19 protein-coding genes, 1 tRNA gene and 1 pseudogene are annotated in these 23,224 nt (G+C 62.2%); 11 read left to right on the forward strand and 10 right to left on the reverse strand.

Annotated features, from left to right (window positions below; all coding sequences use genetic code 11):
• Positions 1-13 precede the first annotated feature (13 nt).
• The 3 genes from leuC to aroC all read right to left on the reverse strand — a co-directional run bounded on the left by leuC (position 14) and on the right by aroC (position 3,581).
• Positions 14-1,414 carry a 3-isopropylmalate dehydratase large subunit gene (gene leuC / locus IEV38_RS06310; protein ID WP_188395305.1) on the reverse strand — a complete coding sequence of 467 codons (1,401 nt, stop codon included), beginning with the start codon at positions 1,412-1,414 and terminating at the stop codon, positions 14-16.
• Between the two features lie 198 nt (positions 1,415-1,612).
• Entirely contained in the window at positions 1,613-2,437 is an 825-nt protein-coding gene (locus tag IEV38_RS06315; RefSeq protein WP_188395306.1) for a M48 family metallopeptidase, read from the reverse strand.
• A gap of 43 nt (positions 2,438-2,480) precedes the next feature.
• Positions 2,481-3,581 carry a chorismate synthase gene (gene aroC, locus IEV38_RS06320; RefSeq protein ID WP_188395307.1) on the reverse strand — a complete coding sequence of 367 codons (1,101 nt, stop codon included), beginning with the start codon at positions 3,579-3,581 and terminating at the stop codon, positions 2,481-2,483.
• 144 nt (positions 3,582-3,725) lie between these two features.
• On the opposite strand from aroC, the gene IEV38_RS06325 reads away from it, so the two are divergent.
• Positions 3,726-5,972, forward strand: coding sequence for a putative bifunctional diguanylate cyclase/phosphodiesterase (locus tag IEV38_RS06325; RefSeq protein WP_229728840.1), 2,247 nt, complete (start codon positions 3,726-3,728; stop codon positions 5,970-5,972).
• Positions 5,973-5,986: 14 nt separating this feature from the next.
• On the opposite strand, the pseudogene IEV38_RS06330 reads toward IEV38_RS06325, so the two are convergent.
• The 3 genes and pseudogenes from IEV38_RS06330 to IEV38_RS06340 form a co-directional block, all read right to left on the reverse strand.
• A pseudogene (locus IEV38_RS06330) lies at positions 5,987-7,294 on the reverse strand (MFS transporter); the annotation flags it as partial.
• Between the two features lie 166 nt (positions 7,295-7,460).
• Positions 7,461-7,919, reverse strand: coding sequence for a CBS domain-containing protein (locus IEV38_RS06335; protein WP_188395309.1), 459 nt, complete (start codon positions 7,917-7,919; stop codon positions 7,461-7,463).
• A gap of 220 nt (positions 7,920-8,139) precedes the next feature.
• Positions 8,140-9,441, reverse strand: a complete 1,302-nt coding sequence (locus IEV38_RS06340) for a YihY family inner membrane protein (RefSeq protein ID WP_188395310.1) — start codon at positions 9,439-9,441, stop codon at positions 8,140-8,142.
• Between the two features lie 144 nt (positions 9,442-9,585).
• Here IEV38_RS06340 and wrbA point away from each other — a divergent pair, with 144 nt between their 5' ends.
• The 10 genes from wrbA (at position 9,586) to IEV38_RS06390 (ending at position 18,431) form a co-directional block, all read left to right on the forward strand.
• Entirely contained in the window at positions 9,586-10,197 is a 612-nt protein-coding gene (gene wrbA / locus IEV38_RS06345; RefSeq protein ID WP_188395311.1) for an NAD(P)H:quinone oxidoreductase, read from the forward strand.
• A complete protein-coding gene (locus IEV38_RS06350; RefSeq protein ID WP_188395312.1) occupies positions 10,194-10,577 on the forward strand; it encodes a DUF2069 domain-containing protein in 384 nt (127 codons plus the stop codon). The genes wrbA and IEV38_RS06350 overlap by 4 nt, the downstream gene beginning before the upstream one ends.
• The gene (locus IEV38_RS06355) at positions 10,574-11,977 is read left to right on the forward strand and encodes an FAD-binding oxidoreductase (protein WP_188395313.1); all 1,404 of its coding nucleotides are present in this window, start codon (positions 10,574-10,576) and stop codon (positions 11,975-11,977) included. The genes IEV38_RS06350 and IEV38_RS06355 overlap by 4 nt, the downstream gene beginning before the upstream one ends.
• A gap of 291 nt (positions 11,978-12,268) precedes the next feature.
• Positions 12,269-12,550, forward strand: coding sequence for a hypothetical protein (locus IEV38_RS06360; RefSeq protein ID WP_188395314.1), 282 nt, complete (start codon positions 12,269-12,271; stop codon positions 12,548-12,550).
• Positions 12,551-12,862: 312 nt separating this feature from the next.
• Complete coding sequence (locus tag IEV38_RS06365; protein ID WP_188395315.1) at positions 12,863-14,554, forward strand: FecR family protein; 1,692 nt, start codon at positions 12,863-12,865, stop codon at positions 14,552-14,554.
• 27 nt (positions 14,555-14,581) lie between these two features.
• Complete coding sequence (locus tag IEV38_RS06370) at positions 14,582-16,942, forward strand: CHASE2 domain-containing protein (protein WP_188395316.1); 2,361 nt, start codon at positions 14,582-14,584, stop codon at positions 16,940-16,942.
• Positions 16,939-17,652 (forward strand): response regulator transcription factor, encoded by a 714-nt coding sequence (locus IEV38_RS06375; RefSeq protein ID WP_188395317.1) that lies wholly within the window; start codon positions 16,939-16,941, stop codon positions 17,650-17,652. The genes IEV38_RS06370 and IEV38_RS06375 overlap by 4 nt, the downstream gene beginning before the upstream one ends.
• 139 nt (positions 17,653-17,791) lie before the next feature.
• The gene (locus IEV38_RS06380) at positions 17,792-17,998 is read left to right on the forward strand and encodes a hypothetical protein (protein ID WP_188395477.1); all 207 of its coding nucleotides are present in this window, start codon (positions 17,792-17,794) and stop codon (positions 17,996-17,998) included.
• Position 17,999: 1 nt separating this feature from the next.
• Positions 18,000-18,257 carry a hypothetical protein gene (locus IEV38_RS06385; protein ID WP_188395318.1) on the forward strand — a complete coding sequence of 86 codons (258 nt, stop codon included), beginning with the start codon at positions 18,000-18,002 and terminating at the stop codon, positions 18,255-18,257.
• 97 nt (positions 18,258-18,354) lie between these two features.
• A tRNA-Arg gene (locus IEV38_RS06390) sits at positions 18,355-18,431 on the forward strand.
• 157 nt (positions 18,432-18,588) lie between these two features.
• Here IEV38_RS06390 and IEV38_RS06395 read toward each other — a convergent pair.
• From IEV38_RS06395 to IEV38_RS06410, 4 genes are all read right to left on the reverse strand, one after another.
• Positions 18,589-19,143, reverse strand: coding sequence for an FxDxF family PEP-CTERM protein (locus tag IEV38_RS06395; protein ID WP_188395319.1), 555 nt, complete (start codon positions 19,141-19,143; stop codon positions 18,589-18,591).
• A 378-nt stretch (positions 19,144-19,521) separates the two neighbouring features.
• On the reverse strand, positions 19,522-20,940 hold the full coding sequence (locus tag IEV38_RS06400) for a mannose-1-phosphate guanylyltransferase/mannose-6-phosphate isomerase (protein ID WP_188395320.1): 1,419 nt from the start codon (positions 20,938-20,940) through the stop codon (positions 19,522-19,524).
• 115 nt (positions 20,941-21,055) lie between these two features.
• A complete protein-coding gene (locus tag IEV38_RS06405; RefSeq protein ID WP_188395321.1) occupies positions 21,056-21,793 on the reverse strand; it encodes a WecB/TagA/CpsF family glycosyltransferase in 738 nt (245 codons plus the stop codon).
• A gap of 30 nt (positions 21,794-21,823) precedes the next feature.
• Positions 21,824-23,146, reverse strand: a complete 1,323-nt coding sequence (locus tag IEV38_RS06410; RefSeq protein WP_188395322.1) for a UDP-glucose dehydrogenase family protein — start codon at positions 23,144-23,146, stop codon at positions 21,824-21,826.
• Between the last annotated feature and the right edge of the window lie 78 nt (positions 23,147-23,224).

Genomic DNA, 23,224 nt, shown 5'->3' on the forward strand with positions numbered 1-23,224 from the left:
CCCGGTTCGAGATTTACAACTTGCGCACGTCGACGAAATGGCCTTCGATGCCGGCGGCAGCCGCCATCGCCGGGCTCACCAGGTGCGTGCGTCCGCCCGCACCCTGCCGTCCCTCGAAGTTGCGGTTGGAAGTCGAGGCGCAGCGCTCGCCCGGTTCCAGACGGTCGGCGTTCATCGCCAGACACATCGAGCAGCCCGGTTCGCGCCATTCGAAGCCGGCATCCTTGAAGATGCGGTCGAGACCTTCGCGCTCGGCCTGTTCCTTCACGAGGCCCGAGCCCGGCACCACCATCGCCAGCTTGACGTTGGAGGCGCGATGCTTGCCGCGCACCACGGCCGCGGCCGCGCGCAAATCCTCGATGCGCGAGTTGGTGCAGGAACCGATGAACACCTTGTCGATGCGGATATCCTCGATCGGCGTGTTCGGCTTCAGGCCCATGTAGACCAGCGCCTTTTCCATGCCGTCGCGCTTGACCGGGTCCTTTTCCCTGTCCGGATCGGGCACGCGGCCGTCGACCGGCACCACCATTTCCGGCGAAGTGCCCCAGGTGACCTGCGGCTTGATCTCGGCCGCGTCCAGCGTCACCACCATGTCGAACCTGGCGCCCGGATCGGAATGCAGCGTGCGCCAGTAGGCAACCGCGCGATCCCAGTGCGGACCGACCGGCGAGAACGGACGGTTCTTGACGTAGTTGATCGTGGTGTCGTCGACTGCCACCATGCCGGCGCGCGCACCGGCCTCGATCGCCATGTTGCAGATCGTCATGCGGCCTTCCATCGACAACCCGCGGATCGCCGAGCCGGCGAACTCGATTGCGTAGCCGGTACCGCCAGCAGTGCCGATCTTGCCGATCACGGCCAGCACGATGTCCTTGGCGGTCACGCCGGCCGGCAGCACGCCGTCGACCTGCACCAGCATGGCCTTGGATTTCTTCTGCAGCAGCGTCTGCGTCGCCAGCACGTGCTCGACCTCGGAGGTGCCGATGCCGTGCGCCAGCGCGGCGAATGCGCCGTGCGTCGAAGTATGCGAATCGCCGCAGACCACCGTCATGCCCGGCAGCGTGGCGCCCTGCTCGGGGCCGATCACGTGCACGATGCCCTGGCGCTTGTCGCGCATGTTGAAGTAAGTCAGGCCGAAGGTGTTCGCGTTCTGGTCGAGCGTCTCGACCTGCAGGCGCGAGGTCGGGTCGGCGATGCCTTCGGTACGGTCGGTGGTCGGCACGTTGTGGTCGGCCACCATCAGGTTGGCGGACACGCGCCACGGCTGGCGGCCGGCCAGCTTCAGGCCCTCGAATGCCTGCGGACTGGTCACCTCGTGCAGCAGGTGGCGGTCGATATAGAGGACGGTCGTGCCGTCGTCGCCGGTTTCGACGACATGCGACTGCCAGAGTTTGTCGTAGAGCGTTTGAGCCATGATTCGCGTGAAAATGAAGTCTAGTGACGATCTCGGGAAAACCGTCTGGAAAGCTCTCGATTATGCCATATTTGCGATAGGGTTATCTGCGGCAACCCCGACGCGGCAAGTGATTCGACAGGATCAAGATGGGGACGATCCGCCTGTCATCAACGGAAAAGCGGGCCGAAGCCCGCTTTCCTGCGCATGCCAAGCGTTTCAACGCCGGGCCTGTTTATACAACGGCATGACTCTTTCCGAATACACGGTCAGGTCGCGGATACGATCCTGGCTGCTCGGGTGGGTCGACAGCAGCTTGGGCGGTTCGCTGCCGCCGGCCTGCCCCATTTTCTGCCACAGCGTGATGGCGGCGCGCGGATCGTAGCCGGCGCGGGCCGCGAGTTCCACGCCGATGCGGTCGGCTTCGGTTTCATGGCCGCGCGAGTTGGGCAATCCCATCAGCCCCATGTACGCATACTGCGCGCCCTGCTGTCCGAGGTCGCCCACGCCAAAGATGGCCGAGCCGATCGAGATCAGGCTACCCGCAACCGCCTGCTCGGATGCGCGCTCGCGCGCATGCTCGCGCAGTGCATGGGCGATCTCGTGGCCGATCACGGCCGCCAGTTCATCGTCGGTCACCTTCAACTTTTCGATCAGACCGGTATAGACCGCGATCTTGCCGCCCGGCATGCACCAGGCATTGACCTCATTCGAAGTCAGGACATTGACTTCCCATTTCCAGTTGCGCGCGTCCGGACGAAACACACCGGTCTGTGCAATCAGCCGGTCCGAGATGGTGCGCACGCGGCGTACCTGCGCGGCGTTGACGTTCAGTGCATTCTTTTTCTGCTGCTCTGCCAGCAGTTCCGAATACTGCTTGGTGGCAGCCTGGTCGAGTTCCTGTGCCGATACCATCATGCGCTGCTGGCGGTCGATGCCAACGGCGCCACCCTGAGTGGTCTGCACGGTTTCGCAGGCGGTAACGAGCAAGGCGGCTGCCACCACCAGCGGCGGGACAAGGCGTGAACGCAGGGATCGCTTCATTTTTCTCCTCCGAATGAATGACGAATGGGACGCGCCCGCCGCTTCAGGGACGGGCTGCGGGAATGCGCGGCGTGGAGACCGAGACGTCGCCGCATTGCGCGCGATGACGCAGAGCATGATCCATCAGCACCAGCGCCAGCATCGCCTCGGCGATCGGCGTGGCGCGGATGCCGACGCAGGGATCGTGGCGGCCGTGGGTCTCGACCAGGACCGGATCGCCGCTCCTGTCGATCGAATGGCGCGGCGTGCGGATGCTGGAAGTCGGCTTGATCGCGATCGATGCCGTGATGTTCTGTCCGGTCGAGATGCCGCCGAGCACGCCGCCGGCATGGTTGCTGGCAAAACCTTCGGGCGTGAGTTCGTCGCCGTGCTCGGTGCCCTTCTGCGCCACCGAGGCGAAGCCGGCGCCGATCTCGACGCCCTTGACGGCGTTGATGCCCATCAGCGCGTAGGCGATGTCGGCATCGAGCTTGTCGTAGATCGGCTCACCGAGTCCGACCGGCACGTTCTCGGCCACCACCTCGATGCGTGCGCCGCAGGAATCGCCCTGCTTGCGCAGTTCGTCCATGTAGTCCTCGAGCTGCGGGATCATGCTGGCGTTGGCCGCGAAGAACGGATTCTGCGTCACGTGCGCCCAGTCCTCGAACGGCACCACCAGTTCGCCGAGCTGGCTCATGTAGCCGCGGAAGGTAGTGCCGTACTGCTGATGCAGCCATTTCTTGGCAACCGCCGCCGCGCCAACCACCGGCGCCGTCAGGCGGGCCGACGAGCGGCCGCCACCGCGCGGATCGCGGATGCCGTACTTGTGCCAGTAGGTGTAGTCGGCATGGCCGGGACGGAAGGTCTCGACGATGTTGCCGTAATCCTTGCTGCGCTGGTCCTGGTTGCGGATCAGCAACGCAATCGGCGTGCCCGTGGTTTTTCCTTCGTAGACGCCGGACAGGATCTCGACCGTATCGGGCTCCTGGCGCTGCGTCACGTGGCGCGAGGTACCCGGCTTGCGGCGGTCCAGATCGAGCTGGATGTCGGCCTCCGACAACGACATTCCCGGCGGACAGCCATCGATCACGCAGCCGATCGCGGGGCCGTGCGACTCGCCGAAAGTGGTAACGGTAAAGAGGGTGCCAAACGTGTTGCCGGACATGGGAGCGTTTTCGTGAACCAATAAAGCGCACATTCTACCGTGGACGCAAAACCCACAGTTACATAAAAAACGTTGCCTCACGCCAAATCGGTGGGCACACTACCGAATCGAAATCAGATAACCATCCCGGGAGAGTTCGCAACAATGCGCCATTCGCACAGCCTCAATCCACGCGAATCGGTACTTCCTCCCGCAGGCCCCTCTCCTTTCACCGCCGGCAAACCAGTCTGGCAAGTGATGATCGTCGGCAAGGATGCCGGCTTCCATACTGCCGTGAGCTTTGCGCTGGCCCGCCTCGACATGCGGGAACAGCCGCTCGACTTTCTGCACGTGCGCTCCTTCGCGCAGGCACAGGCCATGTGGGCCGACGTGCCGAAGCTCGCCATGCTCGTGCTGGACGACTGCTCGCTGCCACGCCAGGAAAGCATGCAGTTGCTGCACGCATTGCGCAATGCCGCGCATCTGCAGGACACGCGCATCGTCGTGCGCAGCGAGCATGACAAGCACGCGCCGGCCTATCGCACCTTCGGCGCATTCGACATCAGCGCCTGCCTGCCCGGCGAAGAGATCGACCGTCAGGCCTGCATGCATGCCTTTTCCGACGCCCTGCGCGCCTATGGTCAGCTCGACGCCATCCGGGCCGGCAACCGCGGTCTCGACAAGATCCTGCACGCGAACCGCGAGCTGACCGCATTGACCACGATCGAGGAATTCGCGCCGGAAGTGCTGCGCCAGCTGACCGACCTGCTGCAACTGCCCGAGGATGGCCTGATCTGCATCCGAGAAACCCTGCACGACCGCCGAACCGAATCGTTCGTGGTGGCAGCCACCGGCAACTACAAAGCGTTGATCAATCATCCGGTCTCGACGCTGGATACCGGCGTGCAGGCCATCATCGAACAGGCCATGGAGGCACGGCACAGAGTGCAGGCGCACGGTCTTGCCGCCCTCTACTTTGCAGGGGAAGGCGCACGCTGCCTGGTGGTGCTGATCCGCGTCGAACGTGCACTCGACGATGTCGAAACGCGACTGCTGGACGTCTTCGCCAGCATCGTGTCGATCGGCTTGACCAATATCCTGCTGGTGACGCGCCTGCACAATTCGGCCTATTACGATTCGCTGACCAAACTGCCCAACCGTGTACGGCTGAAGGACATTCTCGACGACACACTCGAAGAAACCGCCTCTGCACCGGCAACCCTGGCCCTGATCGATATCGATCACTTCGCCGAAACCAACGATGCGCTCGGCCATCGCTTCGGCGACTACCTGCTGCTTGCCATCGCCACGCGCCTGCAATCGCACCTGGGCCATCACCTGGTCGTCGCACGCATCGGCGGCGACACCTTCGGCGTACTCGGCGACGAGCAGCAGGTCACGCCGGAAGCCATTCTCGCGCAGTTCGAACGGCCGTTCGCCATCGACTCCCATCAGGTGCAGATTTCGGCCACCGTCGGCCTGCTGCGCCTGGCCGAGCATGCGGGCAGCGGTGCCGAAGCGCTCAAGAATGCGCATATCGCGCTCAAGCGCGCCAAATCACGCCAGCGTGCCGGCCATCTGTATTTTTCGCGCAGCATGGACGTCGATATCCGCGAACGCGTCAACATGATGCATGCGTTGCGCCGAACCTTCGAAGAAAACCGGCTGTTCGTCGTCTATCAGCCGCAGATCGACATGGTCACGCGCGAACCGGTCGGCGCCGAAGCCCTGCTGCGCTGGCGCGGCGACGACGGCGCGATGATCTCCCCCGAGCGCTTCATCCCGATTGCTGAATATTCAGGCCTGATCGTCGAACTCGGCGAATGGGTGCTGCGGCAAGCCTGCCTGCAAACGGTACGATTGCGCGAGCATGGCTTCGCCGACTTCATGATTGCGGTCAACGTCTCGCAGGTGCAATTGCGTCACCCGCAGTTTCTCGCCATGCTCAAACGCACGCTGGCCGAATCGCAGGCAGTGGCGCACTGCATCGAACTCGAAATCACCGAATCGATGGCCATGGACGATCCCGAGGCGCTGACGCACCTGCTCGACCAGATCACGGCGACCGGCGTCAGCATCGCCATCGACGATTTCGGCACCGGCTTTTCTTCGCTCAGCCATCTGCAGAAACTCAATGTCGATCGCCTCAAGATCGATCGCGCCTTCGTCGCCGAAATCACGGAATCGGCACGCGGCAGCAGCATTGCCGAAGCCATCATCCAGCTCGGCCGCAACCTCGACCTCGATGTGATTGCAGAAGGAGTGGAAAACGAACGCCAGGCCATGGTCCTGTCGGAACTCGGCTGCAGCTGCGCACAGGGCTATCTGTTCGCGCAGCCGCTGACGTCCGAGAAGCTGGAAGAATGGCTGCGGCTGAACAGCCGGAAAGAAGGCGGACGCCCTCTTTCCTAGGCTTCATTCCGGCGCAACAGCCACTGTCGAAAACGCTGCATGAACTCCGGCATCGCCACGAATATCGCGGCGCCCACCACGGCATTGAGCACGGCTGTCACCATGAACAACTGCGGAATGCTCAATCCCAGATTGAGCAGCAGCATCGCCAGCAGCGCCGCCGCCACCATGAACAATGCATTGAGAATGTTCATGCCGGCGATGGTGCGCGACAGGTGCGTGGGATCGCAGCGCGTCTGCACCAGTGCGAACAGCGGCACGATGTAAATCCCGCCGAACACGCCGATCATCAGGCAATCGAACAGAATGCGCAGACTGCCTGCCTGCCCCAGATAGGCGGCGATATCCACGGTGCCAGTGGCCACATAGCCGCCGCTGGCGAGATAAAGATCGAAGCAGAACACCGTCAGGCCGATCGTTCCCAGCGGCACCAGGCCGATCTCGACACGATGATTGGACAGACGTTCGCACAACAGCGAACCGGTACCCACGCCCAGCGAAAACACCGTCAGCAGCAGCACGAAGATGCTGTGATCTCCTTGCAAGTATTCCTTGGCGTACAGCGGGAATTGCGCAAGCAGGATCGCGCCGTAGAACCAGAACCACGAATTGGCCAGCATGGCAATGAAGACCGGGCGGTTGCGGTACGAGAAGCGCAGGTTGGCGACCGTTTCCGACGCGATGTTCCAGTTGATTTTCAGCTCCGGCGCCGGCGGCGGCGAATCCGGCATCGCGCGTGCGAACAGCCAGCCGGCCACCGCGATCGCGATCGTGCCGACCGCCACGTACTCGATACCCCACGGCCGCTGCGACACCAGCACCGCACCCAGCACTTCGCCGAGCAGGATGCCGACGAAAGTGCCCATCTCGACCAGTCCGTTGCCGCCAACCAGTTCGTGCGGTGCCAGCTTCTGCGGCAGGTAGGCATATTTGACCGGACCGAACAGCGTGGAATGCAGCCCCATGCCGGCCACCGCCGCAATCAGCAGCCACAGGCTATGCGTCATCCAGCCAATCGCGGCCACACCCATGATGGCGATCTCGAGCAGTTTGACGTAGCGCGTCAGGCGCGACTTTTCGAACTTGTCGGCAAGCTGCCCGGACAGTGCCGAGAACAGCACGAAGGGTAGGATGAACAGACCCGGAATCAGGTTGTTCAACAGGCCACGATCCATGGTGGTCCAGCTCAGGGCATCGAAGGTCAGCGCCGTCAGCAGTGCGGTCTTGAAGACGTTGTCGTTGAAGGCACCAAGGAACTGAGCGCAAAAGAAGGGAGCGAAGCGGCGTTGCGCGAGCAGCGCGAATTGACTTGTTTTGCGCATGAGTGGGCTTGTGAAAACGGGCTTGTGAAACGGGGCTTTCGAAAAGGCGCAGCAGGACGCAGGATAGCCCGCCGGTTGATGACAACCGGATTGTAAAGGATGCGGCGATGCGCTTGCCTCGTCTGACAAGACCGCCCGCCGTCATGCGGCGGCGGGCGAACAGAGGTCAGCGTTCCTCTTCCGCTTCGACCGGCGAATCCTGGATGTAGGACTTCAACATGCGGTTCTCGAAACTCTGCGCCTCGAACACCGCCTTCGCCACGTCATAGAACGACATCACGCCCATCAGCGAACCATCGCGCTCGTCGCGTACCGGCACATAACGCGCATGCTGTTCGAGCATCAGGCGCCGCACGTCGTTGAGGTCGGTATCGGGCGAAACCACGATCGGCTTGTCGTTCATGTGGTTGCGCACGCTTTCACCGCCAAGTGCACCGCCGTTTTCATGCAGCGTAGAGATCACTTCGCGGAAGGTCAGCATGCCGATCAGCCTGCCGCCCTCCATCACGACAAGGGAACCGATGTCCTTTTCCGCCATGGTGTTGACAGCATCGAGGATCGGGCTGTCTGGCGTCACGGTGAAGAGAATGTTTCCTTTTACCTTGAGTATTTCGGATACCTTCATGGGACTGTCCTCGCACGTTATGGTTATACTTCGGACACTTGCACTCTAATCCCGCGTTCGCGAAAAAGCCATCTTTCGCTCTCGTCTCCTTTGCATTTCGAAAAACGCCACGCATGGCGGCAGACGAAATGTCTCGCGCAACGGCCGGGATGAAGCTATGACAATTTTTCCCACAAATAAATCCTGAGCCGACAACCGTTGCCGCCACGCAATCCCGCGATCAGTAACTGGCGCTGATCGCGCAGGTTTCGCCCCGCTGCTCGAGTCGTAGGAAATAGCTTTCCAGCGTTTCTCCCAGGCCCTCCTCGACCGCCGTTTCCACCTCGCGCGCCAGCACTTCGTTGCCGGCCGCATTGAAGACGAACAGACGATAGACATCGGCCAGCGTCAGGTAGCGCGGATTGGCCAGCAGGACCCAGCTGTCCAGCCCGTCCGTGATGCGCTTGCCGAACTGCATGCGGCGCGGCGCCTCGGACTTGATGCGGCCGACCCAGCCGGCTTCCAGCATCTGCTGCAGCAGGGTTTCCGACTCGTCGAAGCCGAGACGCGTGCGCTCGCGCATCATGCGCGCATCGACCACCGCCGTATTCGGCGAACGGCGTGCGTCGTGCAACACCTGCAGCAACGCCATCGCGTCCACGAAAGCACTGCCCGGTTGCGGCACGTGCCACCAGCGCTCGTACTTGACGATCGGCAGCGCCGCCGCCACCACCGCGCCACCGAGCGTGATCAGCCAGCCGAGATAGATCCACAGCAGGAAGATCGGAAACGCGGCGACCGCGCCATACACCACGGTATAGGTCGGCACCTTGAGGATGAAGATGGCAAACAGGCGCTTGACGACCTCGAACGCCAGCGCAGCGAGCAGACCGCCGGCCAGCGCATCGCGCCATTCGACCACCTTGTTGGGCACCACGATGTAGAGCGAGGTAAACGCCACCGTGGTCAGCAACACGGAGATGGAGGTAAAGAAGACGGCACCGATGAACGGCACGTTGCGCACCACGCCGTTGGTCATGGTGAACAGATAGGAGGTCAGCGTGATCGAGGCGCCGATCAGCAGCGGCCCGAGCGTGACGATGGCCCAATAGACGACGATGCGCTGCGCGATCGGCCGCTTGGTCTTGACGCGCCAGATCAGGTTGAAGACGCGGTCTATCATCAGCATCATCGCCACCGCGGTGACGATCAATGCCACCGCGCCGAGTGCCGACAGGCGCGTCGCCTTGCTCGAAAACTGCGTGAGGTAGCCGAGGATGGTGTTGGCGATGCCCTTGGGCATCAGGTTCTGCACGAAGTACGCTTCCAGCGAGGCACGGAAGGTATTGAACAGCGGGAAGGTGGTGAAGATCGCGAACGCGATCGTCAGTACCGGCACCAGCGCCAGCACGGTCGTAAAGGTCAGGCTGCCGGCCACCTGCGGCAATTGCTCTTCTGCCAAACGGCGGCCGGCGAAACGGAACAGGTCGCGCACCTGCGGCCAGGTCAGTTCGCGGAAGAAGGTAAAACGGGGAAGCTTCATGCTGCGCATCTCTTGTGCTTGTAAGGTTGTGCATCCGCGCGTCGATGCAGGCGGATCAGGCATCCGGGCCAATGCCGACGGCGCCGTGTCGATGGTCCGATTCGGACCGTCTGATTGTCAATAAAGCACCCTATAATAACAAGCATGAGTGCCTCTACCCTCCCCGTTCTCGTCCTCTACTATTCGCGCCATGGCGCCACCCGCAAGCTGGCCGAACTGATCGGCCAGGGCATCGACAGCGTCGCGGGCTGCGAAGCGCGCCTGCGCACCGTGCCCGCGGTATCGACCGTGGCGGAAGCCGTCGAACCCGAGGTGCCGGCCAGCGGTGCGCCGTACGTCGAACTGCAGGACCTCGAGGAATGCGCGGCGCTCGCACTCGGTTCGCCCACGCGCTTCGGCAACATGGCCGCGCCGATGAAATACTTCTGGGACGGCACCACCTCGCAATGGCTGGCCGGCGCCCTCAACGGCAAACCCGCCTGCGTCTTCACCTCCACCGGCAGCCTGCACGGCGGCCAGGAAACCACGCTGCTGTCGATGATGCTGCCGCTGCTGCATCACGGCATGCTGCTGCTCGGCGTGCCCTACACGCAGGCCGAACTGATGACCACCACCACCGGCGGCACGCCCTACGGCGCCTCGCACTGGTCCGGCGTCGATGGCCGGCAGGCCATCTCCGCCGATACGCGCGCGCTCGCCATCGCACTTGGCCGCCGCCTGGCGGAAACCGCCGTGCGTCTGCAATCACGGACGTGAACCCACGCCGCCAGACCGCCCTGCAGCGCGGCGCGCTTGCCAGCCTGGTGGCGCTGATCGTGCTCGGCATCGCCTGGGAAACCGTGCTGGCGCCGGTGCGGCCCGGCGTATTCTGGCCGGCAGTCAAGGTGCTGCCATTGCTGTTGCCGTTGCGCGGCGTTTGGCGCCGCGACATTTACACCATGCAGTGGTCTTCGATGCTGATCCTGCTGTATTTCATGGAAGGCATCGTGCGCGGCTGGAGCGATAGCGGCCTGTCGGCCTGGCTCGGCTGGCTGGAAGCGGCGCTGGTCACCATCTTCTTCATCTGCATCGTCAGTTATCTGCGCCCATACAAGCAGGCGGCCAGGGCGCGCGCAACCGGGAAATCCGGCCAATGAGCGCCTTTCTCGATGCCTGCAGGCAGGTCGTTGGCGCACAATACTTGCTGACCGATGCCGATGCGCTGGCGCCCTATCTGGTGGAACGGCGCGGCAACCTCAGCGGCAAGGCATGCGCGGTGGCCCGGCCCGGATCAAGCGCCGAAGTCGCGCAACTGGTACGGCTTTGCCACCAATATCGCGTCCCCGTGGTACCGCAAGGCGGCAACACCGGCCTCGTGCTCGGCAGCATTCCGGACGACAGCGGCACCGCGCTGCTGCTCTCACTGCGCCGGCTGAATCGCATTCGCGATATCGATACCGTCAACGACACCATCACCGTGGATGCCGGCTGCATCCTCGAACACGTGCAACAGGCTGCCGCCGATGCCGACCGGCTGTTTCCGCTGTCGCTGGCGGCCGAAGGCAGTTGCACCATCGGCGGCAATCTGTCGTCCAACGCCGGTGGCACCGCGGTCCTGCGCTACGGCAATGCGCGCGAACTGTGCCTGGGACTGGAAGTGGTGACGCCGCAGGGCGAACTCTGGGACGGGCTGCGCGGACTGCGCAAGGACAATACCGGCTACGACTTGCGCGATCTCTACATCGGTGCCGAAGGCACGCTCGGCATCATCACCGGCGCCGTGCTGAAACTCCACCCGCGCCCGCGTGCCGTGCGCACCGCGCTGCTGGCACTGCCCACGCCCGACCATGCATTGCAACTGTTGACGCTGACAAGACGGCATTGCGGCGCCGCCCTGACAGGTTTCGAGCTGATGTCAGCCTTTTGCATGGAACTGGTGCACAGGCATTTCCCCGACATGCAGTCTCCGTTCGCCATGCCCCATGCCCAGTATGCGCTGCTGGAACTGTACGACCACGAATCGGAACAGCATGCGACGGCACTGCTCGAAACACTCATCGGTACCGCACTCGACGAGCAAACCGTTGCCGATGCCGTGGTCGCCACCTCGCTCGCCCAGTCCGCCGCGCTATGGCAATGGCGCGAATGCATACCGCTGGCACAGGCCGCCGAAGGCAGAAACATCAAGCACGATATTTCTCTGCCCATTTCGCGCATCGCCGATTTCATCCGCGTTACCGACGAAGCCCTGCAACAGGCATTTCCGGGAGTGCGCCTGGTGACCTTCGGTCATCTGGGCGACGGCAACCTGCACTACAACGTGGCGCCGCCTGCCGACGCCGGCGCCGATTTCTTCATGCACCAGGCGGCGATCAACCGCATCGTGCACGACAACGTGCATGCTTTCGACGGATCGATTTCGGCCGAGCACGGTATCGGCGCATTGAAGCGCGAGGAATTGCTGCGCTATAAATCGCCGCTCGAACTGCAACTCATGTCCCGCATCAAGCAGGCACTCGATCCGCTCAATCTCATGAATCCGGGCAAGCTGCTGTAAGGCATCGGCCAAACCGGGCAAGTCCGCGCGAAAATTTCATTCGCCTGAATTTGACCCATGTCAAATTGCCGTCACATCAGTTCGCTACCATGCACGCATGCTCTTGCACGAGCCGTTCTGGCACCACGACAAATGCCACTACCGGCGCTGGCGGTCGGGAAACATACCAGCACCAGATACAGCGGCCTTCGGGTCTGCAACGATCCTGCAAAAATGCTATAACAACGGCTGTCCGGCGAACCCGCGGTTCGCCGACCTTCTTTGATCAACGCACTTTTTCATGGAGGCAGTATGAAAATCAGTGAAGAATTCAAAGTCAAAAACGCCAACGGCGAGACCGCCACCCTGCAGAACATCGTGGCTGGCAAAACCTACCTCGATTACGGCTACACCACGCTACCGACCGGCTTCGTCGGCTACCGCATCAAGGACACCAACGGCACCGCCGAAAAACAGGGCGACGGAAGCTTCAAGCTGAACATGAACAGCGCCGAATTCGGACTGCACCCGTTGCGCGCCGAAGGCGACAAGGGTCACCAGGCAGGCGACAACGCAATCTATACCCGCGTCTAACCTGTAAGGCAGGCGCGTACATTGCGGGCGCCTGCCCGTCATCAACCTATCCCGTCCGCACTTCTTCTTTTACACCTCGCGTTCGCGAACCATCTTTCTCGCATCGCTGCGCTGCTTCATTTGCCATTGTTTCCACATGGAAACAAAATCTGACGCAAAACGGATTCGGCGATATTTATTTGCAAAAGTTAACATCGTTTAGATTTGTCCAACCGCTTTCCCAGCCGCATTTCCCCCGCTATCCTTCGATAGATGCGAGAATCGCGCCACCTTCATGCTCTGCAACTCTTTCAGTCCACCAAGGTTCATGCAGTGAAAAGTCTGTCTTTCGGTATCGCACTTTCTCTCGTCTTCTGCTTTCCCGCCATCGCACAACCTGCGGATGGCAATTTGCGTGTGGCGCCGGAGGGCGTCTGGTACACCGTATCGCGCGATGAAACCCTCTCTTCCATTTCGCGCAAGTTCACCGGCGATATCCGGCATTGGCGCACTATCGGCAACACCAACCGGATCGAGAACGAAAAGAAAATTCCGGTCGGGCGCATCGTTCTTATCCCGGCAGCGCTGCTGACACCGGTCTCGGCCTTCGCGCGCATTACCAGCTTCTTTGGCGATATCGCGATTCACGATCGCGAGGGCAAGCCGATCGAAGCCAGGATAGACACCCTGCTCAAGGAGGGCGACACGCTCGCCACCATGGCCAGGAGCTTCATTTCGCTGGTACTGGAAGACGGCAGTCAGATCACGGTGCCGCCCGACAGCATGCTGAACCTGCGCATGCTGCGCGCCACGCAATATCTGAACAGTCCGCGCACCCGCCTGTTCCTTGAAAAAGGACGCGTCGAATCCAGCGTCACGCCTTTCACCAGACCGGACAGCCGCTTTGAAGTGCTGAGCCCGATGGCGGTCTCCGGCGTGCGTGGCACGCGCTTCCGCGTGCAGTACAGGGAACAGCGCACGCTCAACGAGGTCATCGAAGGCAAGGTTGCTGTACAGCCGGGCAAAACCGTACGCAAGGACGGCGCGCAACTGGTTGCCGCCGGCTTCGGCACCATCGTCGAGAACGGACGCACCGCCAAACCGGTTCACCTGCTGCCCGCACCCGCAGCAGGCGACGGTTATGCGCGCCAGGAGCGGCTTCCGATCCGCTTTCAGCTGTCGCAGGCGGAAGCGTCGGCCTTCCATGCGCGCGTCTCGACCGATGCGCAAGGCACGAACAACATTGCCGAAACCGATATCACGGCTACCGAGGGTGCCGCCGTCGCACGCTTCGCCGACCTGCCCGACGGACACTACTTCCTCCACGCGCATGCCATCGACCGCCATGGCCTGGGCGGCATCGTGCAGACCTTGCCGTTCGAAGTCGCGGCACGGCCATTCCCGCCGTTCCTGCTGGCACCCGGCAACCGCTTCCAGGGCAGCGGCAACGCCGACCTGATCGCGGTAACCATGCAATGGTCGCTATCGAGCAACGTCACCCGCTACCGCCTGCAGGTGGCGCAGGACGCCAGCTTCGCACAACCGGAAGTCGATCAGACCGTGGATGCCGGCGAACACGACGGCCGCGCCACCGTGTCGCTGCCCCCGGGCATGCACTACTGGCGCGTGGCCGCCATCGATACGCGAAGCGGCCGCCAGGGCCCCTTCAGCGACGCCCGCGAGGTGAATGTCATGCAGGGCATGGCTGCACCGGCCGCCACGCTCGGCGAAAAGGATATCCACTTCACATGGACCAGCACCGCAGCCGGACAGCGCTTCACGTTCCAGCTCGCAGGCGATGCCGCGTTCTCGCAACCGCTGCATGAAGCGGACACCACCGCACCGGAAGCCACACTGCCGCGTCCCCAGCCCGGCACCTACCATGCCCGCGTTCGCAGCATCGATGCCGACGGCTTCATCGGCCCCTACTCTCCGCCGCAAAGGTTCGTGGTGCCACTGGTCTGGCAGAGCGGATACGGCCTTCCTGTGCAATCGCAGGAGCAGCCGCTCGGCACCGACTTCTGATGACGATGCCGTCCTGCCCATCCACGCATGCCGATCTCCTTCTCGCGCCGTAAGAACTCCTCTCCCCTCAAGTCGGAGTGGCGCATCTTTCTGCTGCTGATGCTGGCATGCGCGGCCGTGCTCGGCTATGTCAACGGCCTCGGCCAGTCGGACCGCTTCATTTACGACACACTGATCAAGAGCATGGAACGGCCGGCCGACGACCGCATCGTGATCGTCGCCATCGACAAGGACAGCATTGCCGGACTCGGCCGCTGGCCATGGAACCGCACGATCCACGCCAGGCTGCTCGACATCCTCACGCAAGGCAAGGCCAGGGCGGTCGGCATCGACATCATCTTTGCCGAACCCGACCTCGTCTCGGGCAGCGACACGCTGCTGGCACAGGCCATCAGCAGGAATCGGCATACCGTGCTGCCGGTCCTGATCGAGCGCACCACCACCGGCCTGCAGCCGACCCTGCCGCTGCCGCAACTCATGGATGCCGCGCATGCCGTCGGCCACACGCACTTCGGGTTCGATGCGGATGGCGTGGTACGCAGCGTGCTGCTGAGCGAAACGCTGGACGACGCTTCCTGGCCGCAATTCGCGCTCGCCGTCTATCAGGCAGGCATGGCGTCGCCCGTCTCCGCAAGCGGCGCAAGAGCGCGGGTCGGCGCGCGCGAACGCATCGCCTTCGCCGGACCGCCGGGCCACTTCCATACGGTGTCCTACATCGACGTGTTGACGGGCAGGATTGCGCCCTCCTTCTTCGAAGGCAAGTACGTACTGGTAGGCGCCAACGCTTCCGGCATTGCCACCATGTTCCCGACGCCAGTGACGACCACCAGCCATGTCATGTCCGGCGCCGAGATCAATGCCAATATCCTGGCCGGAATGCTGGAGGAGCACGGCATCCATGAAGCGCGGCCATGGCTCAACGCCCTGTTCACCGTTCTCTTTACCTGCCTTGCCCTGTTCGCCTGCCTGTATCTGTCGCCGTTCAGCGCGTTGGGCGCGACCTTTCTGCTGCTGGCGGCCGTCGGCGCCTCCACCTATGCCCTGCTGTCGGCCGAGATCTGGTTGCCGCCGGCGGCAGCGGCATTGATGGTAATCGCCGTCTATCCGCTCTGGAACTGGCGGCGGCTGGAGGCCACGATCTTCTATCTGAGTGAGGAACTGGCACGCCTCAACCGCGAAACCACCATCGTGCTGCGTCACGAAGCGCCGGCACCGACCACGCACGACGCCGATTTTCTCGATCGCCAGATCGCCGCCATGCGCGTGGCCGCCGACCGTTCGCGCGACATCCACCAGTTCATCAGCGACAGCCTCAACAACATGCCCGACGCAACGCTGGTGCTGTCACAGTCCGGCGAGCTGCTGATGTGCAACCGCGTGGCAGAAATTTATCTGGCAAGCATCGGCATCGAAGGCAACCGGACGCCATCGCTGGCCGCGATCTTTTCCCGCCTCGAACCGCTGCCGCGCAGTCTCGTGCACGGCGCCGCCTGGCACGAAGCCTTGCTGCACGAGTCGGCGACGCACACGACGGAAATCGAAACCCGCGATGCCGACGGCCGCGAGTTCCTGCTCAAATCCACCGCTTCCCGCACCACCGACGGCGCCATGCTGGGCTGGATCGTGTCGCTGATCGACGTCACCACGCTGCGCGCGGCCGAGCGGCGGCGCGAGGAAAGCCTGAACTTCATCTCGCACGATCTGCGCGTGCCGCAATCGTCCATCCTCGCACTGATCCAGCTGCAGAAGAATCCGGCTACCGCCTTCGGCATGCCTGAATTCCTTGCGCGCATCGAGAAATCGGTGGAGTCCACCCTGCATCTGGCGGAGAGCTTCGTCCACCTCGCCAAGGCCGAGTCTCCGGCCTACCAGTTGCAGGACTCCGACTTCTGCTCGATGCTGGCCGAAGCGGCGGATACCATGTGGGCCTTCGCGCACAGCCGCTCGGTCGAAGTCGTCATCGATGCCCCGACGGAACATCTGTGGCTCACGGCCGACCGTTCCCTGATGATTCGCGCCATCGGCAATCTGCTGTCCAACGCCATCAAGTTCAGCCCCGAAGGCGAACGCGTCCATTGCCGTGTCCAAGCCGATTCCGGCATCAATGGCCCCTGCGTGCGATGCAGCATCCGCGACCATGGTCCCGGTATTCCGGCTGCCAAGCAGACCTTGATCTTCTCGCCGTTCCTGCGCGCCGACGATCAGGGGCAGGACGGCATCGGACTCGGACTCGCATTCGTGAAAATGGTGGTCGAACGACACGGCGGCACGATCGAGGTGGACAGCACGGTCGGCACGGGCAGCACCTTCACCATCGTGCTGCCGTGCGCCATCGAGGAAGAACAGGACAGGTCATTGATAGAAAAACAGGAAGGAAGCAATCCATGAACATCGCCTCGCTGGAAGACGATCCGATCGAGTCCAGGCTGATTCATCAGGTCGTGACCAATGCCGGTCATACCTGCGCCACCTATCACACCGGCGCCGCCTTGCTGGAAGCGTTGCGCCAGCCGCAGCACGCGTGCGACATGCTGATCCTCGACTGGCATCTGCCGGACATGACCGGCAAGGAAGTCATCGAATGGGTGCGCGCCAACCTGGGCGACAGCATCATCGTCATGTTCCTCACCAATCGCGTGCTGGAAGAAAACATCGTGGCCGGGCTGATGGCAGGCGCCGACGACTACATGACCAAGCCGATCCGCGAGGCCGAGCTGTCGGCGCGCATCCACGCCCTGTCCAAGCGCATCCGGCGTCCCCTCAATGGCGGAACCCCGGCGCCGGCAGCCGCTTCCAATGTGCTGGAAGCCGGCGTCTACAGTTTCGATCTGTTCCGCAAGGGCGTGACCGTGCGCGGCGTGCCGGTCGATCTCAAACCCAAGGAATTCGACATCGCGGTGCTGTTCTTCCAGAACATCGGTCAGTTGATCTCGCGCGAACACATCATGGAAAGCATCTGGGGGCGCGAACTGGTCATGACTTCGCGCACGCTCGACACCCACATGTCGCAAGTCCGCACCAAGCTGCAGCTCAAGCCGGACAACAACGTGCGCTTGACCACGCTCTACACGATCGGATACCGGCTCGACATGTTCTGACACGGCACGCGCATACCGCGAACGGCCTGCCATGCGCATGTACCGAAGCGCGCACCGGCCGGCATGCTGAACTTCATGCATGGCAGCCGGTCTGTATGGAACGGTGGCATCCGCCATCCAACCAACGCAGGGAGGCACCATGATTGCGCACCATCCATCATTGCAGGCCGGCACCCATCCGATGTCTTCAGGCAGGACCTGGCAACTGCACAAGGCTCCCGTTCCGCAGCCGGTGGAAGATCCGCTGCCCGACGAACAGCCGGTACCGCAGGACGAACCGGTTCCTTCTCCTCATCCCGAAATTCCGGCCGCCGGATCGCACGCGCGTCCCGACAGGAGGCAATGACATGGACCGACAGCAATCGTGGAGCACCGAGATCTACCGCGACATGGAAGTGCATGTCACCACGCTCGAAAAGCAGGATCATCCCGGCCTGTGGGATTACACGATCCGCATCTGCGAACCCGGCGCCGATGCCGGCAGCGCCAGCGAACTGATCGCGCGCTCGGGCGACGATGCCGACTACGACAAGTCCGATGCAGCGCTGGCCGCCGGTTTCGCCAAGGGCTATGCGATGGTCGATACGTTGCGACAGCAGGATTGAGCAGCACAACAGTCGTTGCCACCGGTTCGATTGAAACAGCGAGGCAAACCCGGCATAATGCAGGGCCTCGCCCGCAAGGCGACACATCATTTCCGTTCTGCCCATAGCTCAGTTGGATAGAGCATCAGCCTTCTAAGCTGAGGGTCGCAGGTTCGACTCCTGCTGGGCAGGCCACCCCTTTTCCGTTCCGCCCCGAGATTACTTGCGCACGTGATGCGACATGCGCATGTCCACCGCCATCGCTCGTCATGAAAAAGGGCCACTGACGTGGCCCTCCCTGACATCCGCTTTCGGCAGCCATGGCGGCCGCCGAGACGCAAGGCATTGCACCTCACGCCATGGCTGGCTCCGCGCCCTCCTTCTCACGTTCTTCGTTCTTGCGACGGCGACGCGCCATGAAACCGAACACGCCAAGACCCGCCAGCATCATGGCGTAGGTTTCCGGTTCCGGAACCGCCGAGATCGAAAGCGTGCCGCTGTAGGCAGCCGCCATCGCCGAACCCACGGCAAGCGCAGGTCCGGCAATACCGAATACCTTGATCACCAGCGGCCCTTCGAGGAACGACACCGTCGTGAAGCCGTACTGGCCGCCGCCCTGATTGCCGAAGCTGAACGGTACGCCATTCAGGGTCGCCGAGGTGAACTCGATATCGTCATAGGCATTGAGACTCGTCGTGATCAGACTGCCCAATGCCCAGCCGCTGACGGCAGGCGTAAACGTGAAGGTGTCTTCAAAAGCACCAGCCACGGACTGCGTGCCTCCGAAGACACCCGAGTACGTTCCGTTCGGGGAAGGCGAACCCAGATCGACATCGTAATTTGCCGCATACGCCCCGACACACGAGACGGCCAGCACGCCAGCCAAAATCATTTCTTTCATTTTCATGTTGAACTCTCTAAAAGTTTGAATAAGAAAGACAGAACTGCCTGCCCTTGTCGCTTTGCAACCCGCGCCAGCTCTTGGTTTGCACATTTTTCAGGTGTGAGAAGCGCAAGCTGGCACGTCATCGATCATAAATAAAAATATTATCTTTTTAATATCAAAATATTAACATTTAACATATTTAACTACAATATTTACAGAAAAAATACAATCTCAAATAATTAATTTTTAGAAATATTTCCTTGCATAATTGATAACTTTTTTATTCTCGATTTTTAACACTTCCACCTCCTTAAAGGCCTGTAAAAACGGCAGACAATGAAAAAACGCCGCACTGCACGAAGGCACTGCGGCGCTGCATGAACTGAAGAAAAAATAAAATCAGGCGCGCTTATAGACATCGTCGAAACGCACGATGTCATCCTCTCCCAGATACGCGCCCGATTGCACCTCGATCAGGTGCAGCGGCACCATGCCCGGGTTCTCGAGACGGTGCGTGACGCCGATCGGAATGTAAATGGACTCGTTCTCGGTCAGCAGCTTCTCGACATCGCCGTTGGTGATGCGGGCAGTGCCGGTCACCACCACCCAGTGCTCGGCGCGATGGTGATGCATCTGCAGCGACAGTTTCTGCCCCGGATTGACGGTGATGCGCTTGACCTGGAAACGGTCGCCGCCATCGATGGATTCATAGCAGCCCCATGGCCGGTAGACGCGCGAATGATTCAGATGTTCGCTGCGCTCGCTGCCCTTCAGATGCTCGACCACGTTCTTGACGCGCTGCACCTGATCCTTGTGCGTGATCAGCACCGCGTCCTTGGTCTCGACCACCACCACATCGTCGAGGCCGAGCACCGCCACGAAACGACTCTCGGCACGGATCAACGAACCGCTGACATCTTCCGCATACACGTCGCCGCGAATCACGTTGCCGTTTTCGTCCGCGTCCTGCACCGCCGCCAGCGCCGACCACGAACCGACATCGCTCCAGCCGATATCGGCCAGCACCACGACTGCATGGTCGGTATGCTCCATCACGGCGTAATCGATCGAGTCCGAAGGGCAGCCTGCGTACGAAAGCTCGTGCAGGCGGCAGAAGGTCATGTCCTTGTAGGCTTCGGCGATCGCCTTTTCGCAGCAGGCGGCGATTTCCGGACGCAGCCTGCGCAACTCTTCCAGATAGGCCGCTGCCGTGAAGACGAAGATGCCGCTGTTCCACGAATACTCGCCGCTATCGACGAATTGCCGCGCCGTCTCCAGATCCGGCTTCTCGACGAAGCGATCGACCTTGAATGCCCGATCCGAATCGGCTGCCACCTTGCCCCTGCGAATGTAACCGTAACCGGTTTCGGGACCGGTAGGCACGATGCCGAAAGTCACCAGCGATCCCTGCGCTGCCGCTTGCGTGGCGATCCGCACAGCCTGCTCGAAGGATGCGCCATCCGCGATCACATGATCGGCCGGCAGCACCAGCATGACGGCATCCGGCGCAATGCCTTGCAGATAGGCCGCAGCCACGCCGACTGCCGGCGCGGTATTGCGTCCCTCTGGTTCGAGCAGGATGGCGGTCGGCGTCACGCCGATCTGCCGCAACTGTTCGGCCACCATGAATCGATGATCGTTGCCGCAGACGATCAGCGGCGGCATGACCTCGCTCCATTCGTTCACGCGCAGCACGGTTTCCTGCAACATGGTATTGGCGCCGACCAGCGGCAGCAGCTGCTTGGGCAAGGCGGAACGCGACAAGGGCCACAGGCGCGTGCCTGAACCGCCGGAAAGAATGACGGGATAGATTTTCATCTGGAACCTGCACTTTCTATAATGTGACATGAATATTCGGTACCGGCCGTCCGCGGCATCGCGCACGCGGTAACGGCGCACACGCCATGTCTGCGCATGGCATGCCGTGGCGCGCTCAAGCGCCCTCTCCCTGCCGATATCGATGGCAGAGCATGAAGAACACGAAGATATCGACGGTGTAGCGTCGCAGCAGCCGACGCGGCTCCAGCGCCAGCCGGTACAGCCACTCCATGCGCAGCCTGCGTACCAGCTTCGGTGCGCGCGGCTTGTTGCCGGCCCAGAAGTCGAACAGCGCACCGACGCCGGCTACCAGTCCCGCCTGCAGGCGGTCGCGGTTGGCGAGTATCCATTGCTCCTGCAAGGGATTGCCGAGCGCGACCAGCACCACGTCGGGCTGCGCCGCATTGATGCGGTCGACCAGCGCCGGATCCTGCATGCCGGCATAGCCGTCGCAGATACCGACCACCTGCTGCCCGAGACGGTTGCGCACATGCTCTTCCGCCCCGACCAGCGCCGTTGGCGTGCCGCCGATCAGGAACACGCGCAACGGATGCGGCGCACGACCGAACAGGTAGGGCGTGAAATCGGTGCCGTTCAGGTTGTCGGGGAAGCGCTGCCCATGCACCAGCCGCGCTGCCAGTTCCAGTCCGATGCCGTCGTTGGCGATGACGACACCCGGATCGTGCATGCGCGCCAGCCAGGGACGGCACTTGACGATGAAGTTGGTGTTGGCGAAGAACAGCGTGCGTGCCTGACCGTTCTGCAGCGCAGCCAGCAGTTCGGCAGCCAGCATGTCCGCCGTCGTCGCCCGTACCGGAAACCCGGCAATCGTCAACGTCTCGTGCATGGTCATGGCAATATCCTCCGTGGCGTCATCCGCGCGTCACCGTCGGCCGATCGCCACATACTCGATACCGCGCTCGCGCATGTGGCTGGTGTTGTAGAGATTGCGGCCGTCGAACACCAGTGGCGTCTTCAGCGACGACTTCATGAGGTTGAAGTTGGGTGTGCGGAATTCCTTCCACTCGGTGACGATCACCAGCGCATCCGCACCTTCGAGCGCGGCGGCCGCGGTCTTGGCATACGTCAGACGCGGGTCGTCACCGAAGATGCGCTGCGCTTCCGCCATCGCGACCGGATCGTAGGCCACCACGCTGGCGCCGGCCTGCCACAGGCCTTCGATCAGGACCCGGCTCGACGCCGCGCGCATGTCGTCGGTATTCGGCTTGAACGCCAGTCCCCACAGTGCGAACTTGCGGCCGCTCAGGTCCTTGCCGAAGCGCGCCGTGATCTTGTCGAGCAGGACCTTCTTCTGCGCCTCGTTGGCCGATTCCACCGCCTGCAGCACCTGCAGTTGCAAACCGCTCTCGTTGGCGGTACGGATCAGCGCCTGCACGTCCTTCGGAAAACACGAGCCACCATAGCCGCAACCGGCATACAGAAAGTCATAGCCGATGCGCGTATCGGAACCGATGCCGCGCCGCACTTCCTCGATGTCGGCACCGACCTTGTCGGCCAGATTCGCAAGTTCGTTCATGAACGAGATGCGCGTGGCGAGCATGGAGTTGGCCGCGTACTTGGTCAGCTCGGCCGAGCGCACATCCATCACCATGATGCGGTCGTGATTGCGCGTGAACTGCGCGTAGAGTTCGCGCAACACCGAAGTCGCGCGCGCATCGTCGGCGCCGATCACGATGCGGTCGGGCCGCATGAAGTCCTCCACCGCCGCGCCTTCCTTCAGGAATTCCGGGTTCGACACCACCGAGAATTCGAGGTCGAGCCCACGGCTGGAAAGCTCGTCGCGTACCGCCGCGCGCACCTTGTCTGCGGTACCGACCGGCACCGTCGACTTGTCGACGATGACCTTGTATTCGTTCATGTGGCGGCCGATGTTGCGCGCCGAAGCCAGCACGTACTGCAGATCGGCCGAGCCGTCCTCGTCGGGCGGCGTGCCGACCGCGATGAACTGCACGACGCCGAATTCCACGCTCTCGGCGACGTCGGTCGTGAAGCGCAGACGATCGGCCGCCACGTTGCGCCTGACCATGTCGAGCAGGCCCGGCTCGTGGATCGGCATGCCGCCGTCCTTCAGGATCGCAATCTTGCGTTCGTCCAGATCGAGACACAGCACTTCATGGCCCATTTCGGCCAGGCAGGTTCCCGTAACGAGGCCGACATAGCCGGTACCGATGACAGTTATCTTCATTGCTTACACTTTCGATAATTATTGAATTGACAACACTTCAGAGGAACACGTTTGAAAATGGTTCCGCACCATGTAAAA

The organism is Oxalicibacterium flavum (assembly GCF_014635065.1).
GTDB classification, from domain to species: domain Bacteria; phylum Pseudomonadota; class Gammaproteobacteria; order Burkholderiales; family Burkholderiaceae_D; genus Oxalicibacterium; species Oxalicibacterium flavum.

What these genes read in the sequence shown, in the direction of transcription:
- leuC (WP_188395305.1), bottom strand. Translation starts at nt 1,414, where the DNA reads ATGGCTCAAACGCTCTACGACAAACTCTGGCAGTCGCATGTCGTCGAA.
- IEV38_RS06315 (WP_188395306.1), bottom strand. Translation starts at nt 2,437, where the DNA reads ATGAAGCGATCCCTGCGTTCACGCCTTGTCCCGCCGCTGGTGGTGGCA.
- aroC (WP_188395307.1), bottom strand. Translation starts at nt 3,581, where the DNA reads ATGTCCGGCAACACGTTTGGCACCCTCTTTACCGTTACCACTTTCGGC.
- IEV38_RS06325 (WP_229728840.1), top strand. Translation starts at nt 3,726, where the DNA reads ATGCGCCATTCGCACAGCCTCAATCCACGCGAATCGGTACTTCCTCCC.
- IEV38_RS06335 (WP_188395309.1), bottom strand. Translation starts at nt 7,919, where the DNA reads ATGAAGGTATCCGAAATACTCAAGGTAAAAGGAAACATTCTCTTCACC.
- IEV38_RS06340 (WP_188395310.1), bottom strand. Translation starts at nt 9,441, where the DNA reads ATGAAGCTTCCCCGTTTTACCTTCTTCCGCGAACTGACCTGGCCGCAG.
- wrbA (WP_188395311.1), top strand. Translation starts at nt 9,586, where the DNA reads ATGAGTGCCTCTACCCTCCCCGTTCTCGTCCTCTACTATTCGCGCCAT.
- IEV38_RS06355 (WP_188395313.1), top strand. Translation starts at nt 10,574, where the DNA reads ATGAGCGCCTTTCTCGATGCCTGCAGGCAGGTCGTTGGCGCACAATAC.
- IEV38_RS06360 (WP_188395314.1), top strand. Translation starts at nt 12,269, where the DNA reads ATGAAAATCAGTGAAGAATTCAAAGTCAAAAACGCCAACGGCGAGACC.
- IEV38_RS06370 (WP_188395316.1), top strand. Translation starts at nt 14,582, where the DNA reads ATGCCGATCTCCTTCTCGCGCCGTAAGAACTCCTCTCCCCTCAAGTCG.
- IEV38_RS06375 (WP_188395317.1), top strand. Translation starts at nt 16,939, where the DNA reads ATGAACATCGCCTCGCTGGAAGACGATCCGATCGAGTCCAGGCTGATT.
- IEV38_RS06380 (WP_188395477.1), top strand. Translation starts at nt 17,792, where the DNA reads ATGATTGCGCACCATCCATCATTGCAGGCCGGCACCCATCCGATGTCT.
- IEV38_RS06385 (WP_188395318.1), top strand. Translation starts at nt 18,000, where the DNA reads ATGGACCGACAGCAATCGTGGAGCACCGAGATCTACCGCGACATGGAA.
- IEV38_RS06395 (WP_188395319.1), bottom strand. Translation starts at nt 19,143, where the DNA reads ATGAAAATGAAAGAAATGATTTTGGCTGGCGTGCTGGCCGTCTCGTGT.
- IEV38_RS06400 (WP_188395320.1), bottom strand. Translation starts at nt 20,940, where the DNA reads ATGAAAATCTATCCCGTCATTCTTTCCGGCGGTTCAGGCACGCGCCTG.
- IEV38_RS06405 (WP_188395321.1), bottom strand. Translation starts at nt 21,793, where the DNA reads ATGACCATGCACGAGACGTTGACGATTGCCGGGTTTCCGGTACGGGCG.
- IEV38_RS06410 (WP_188395322.1), bottom strand. Translation starts at nt 23,146, where the DNA reads ATGAAGATAACTGTCATCGGTACCGGCTATGTCGGCCTCGTTACGGGA.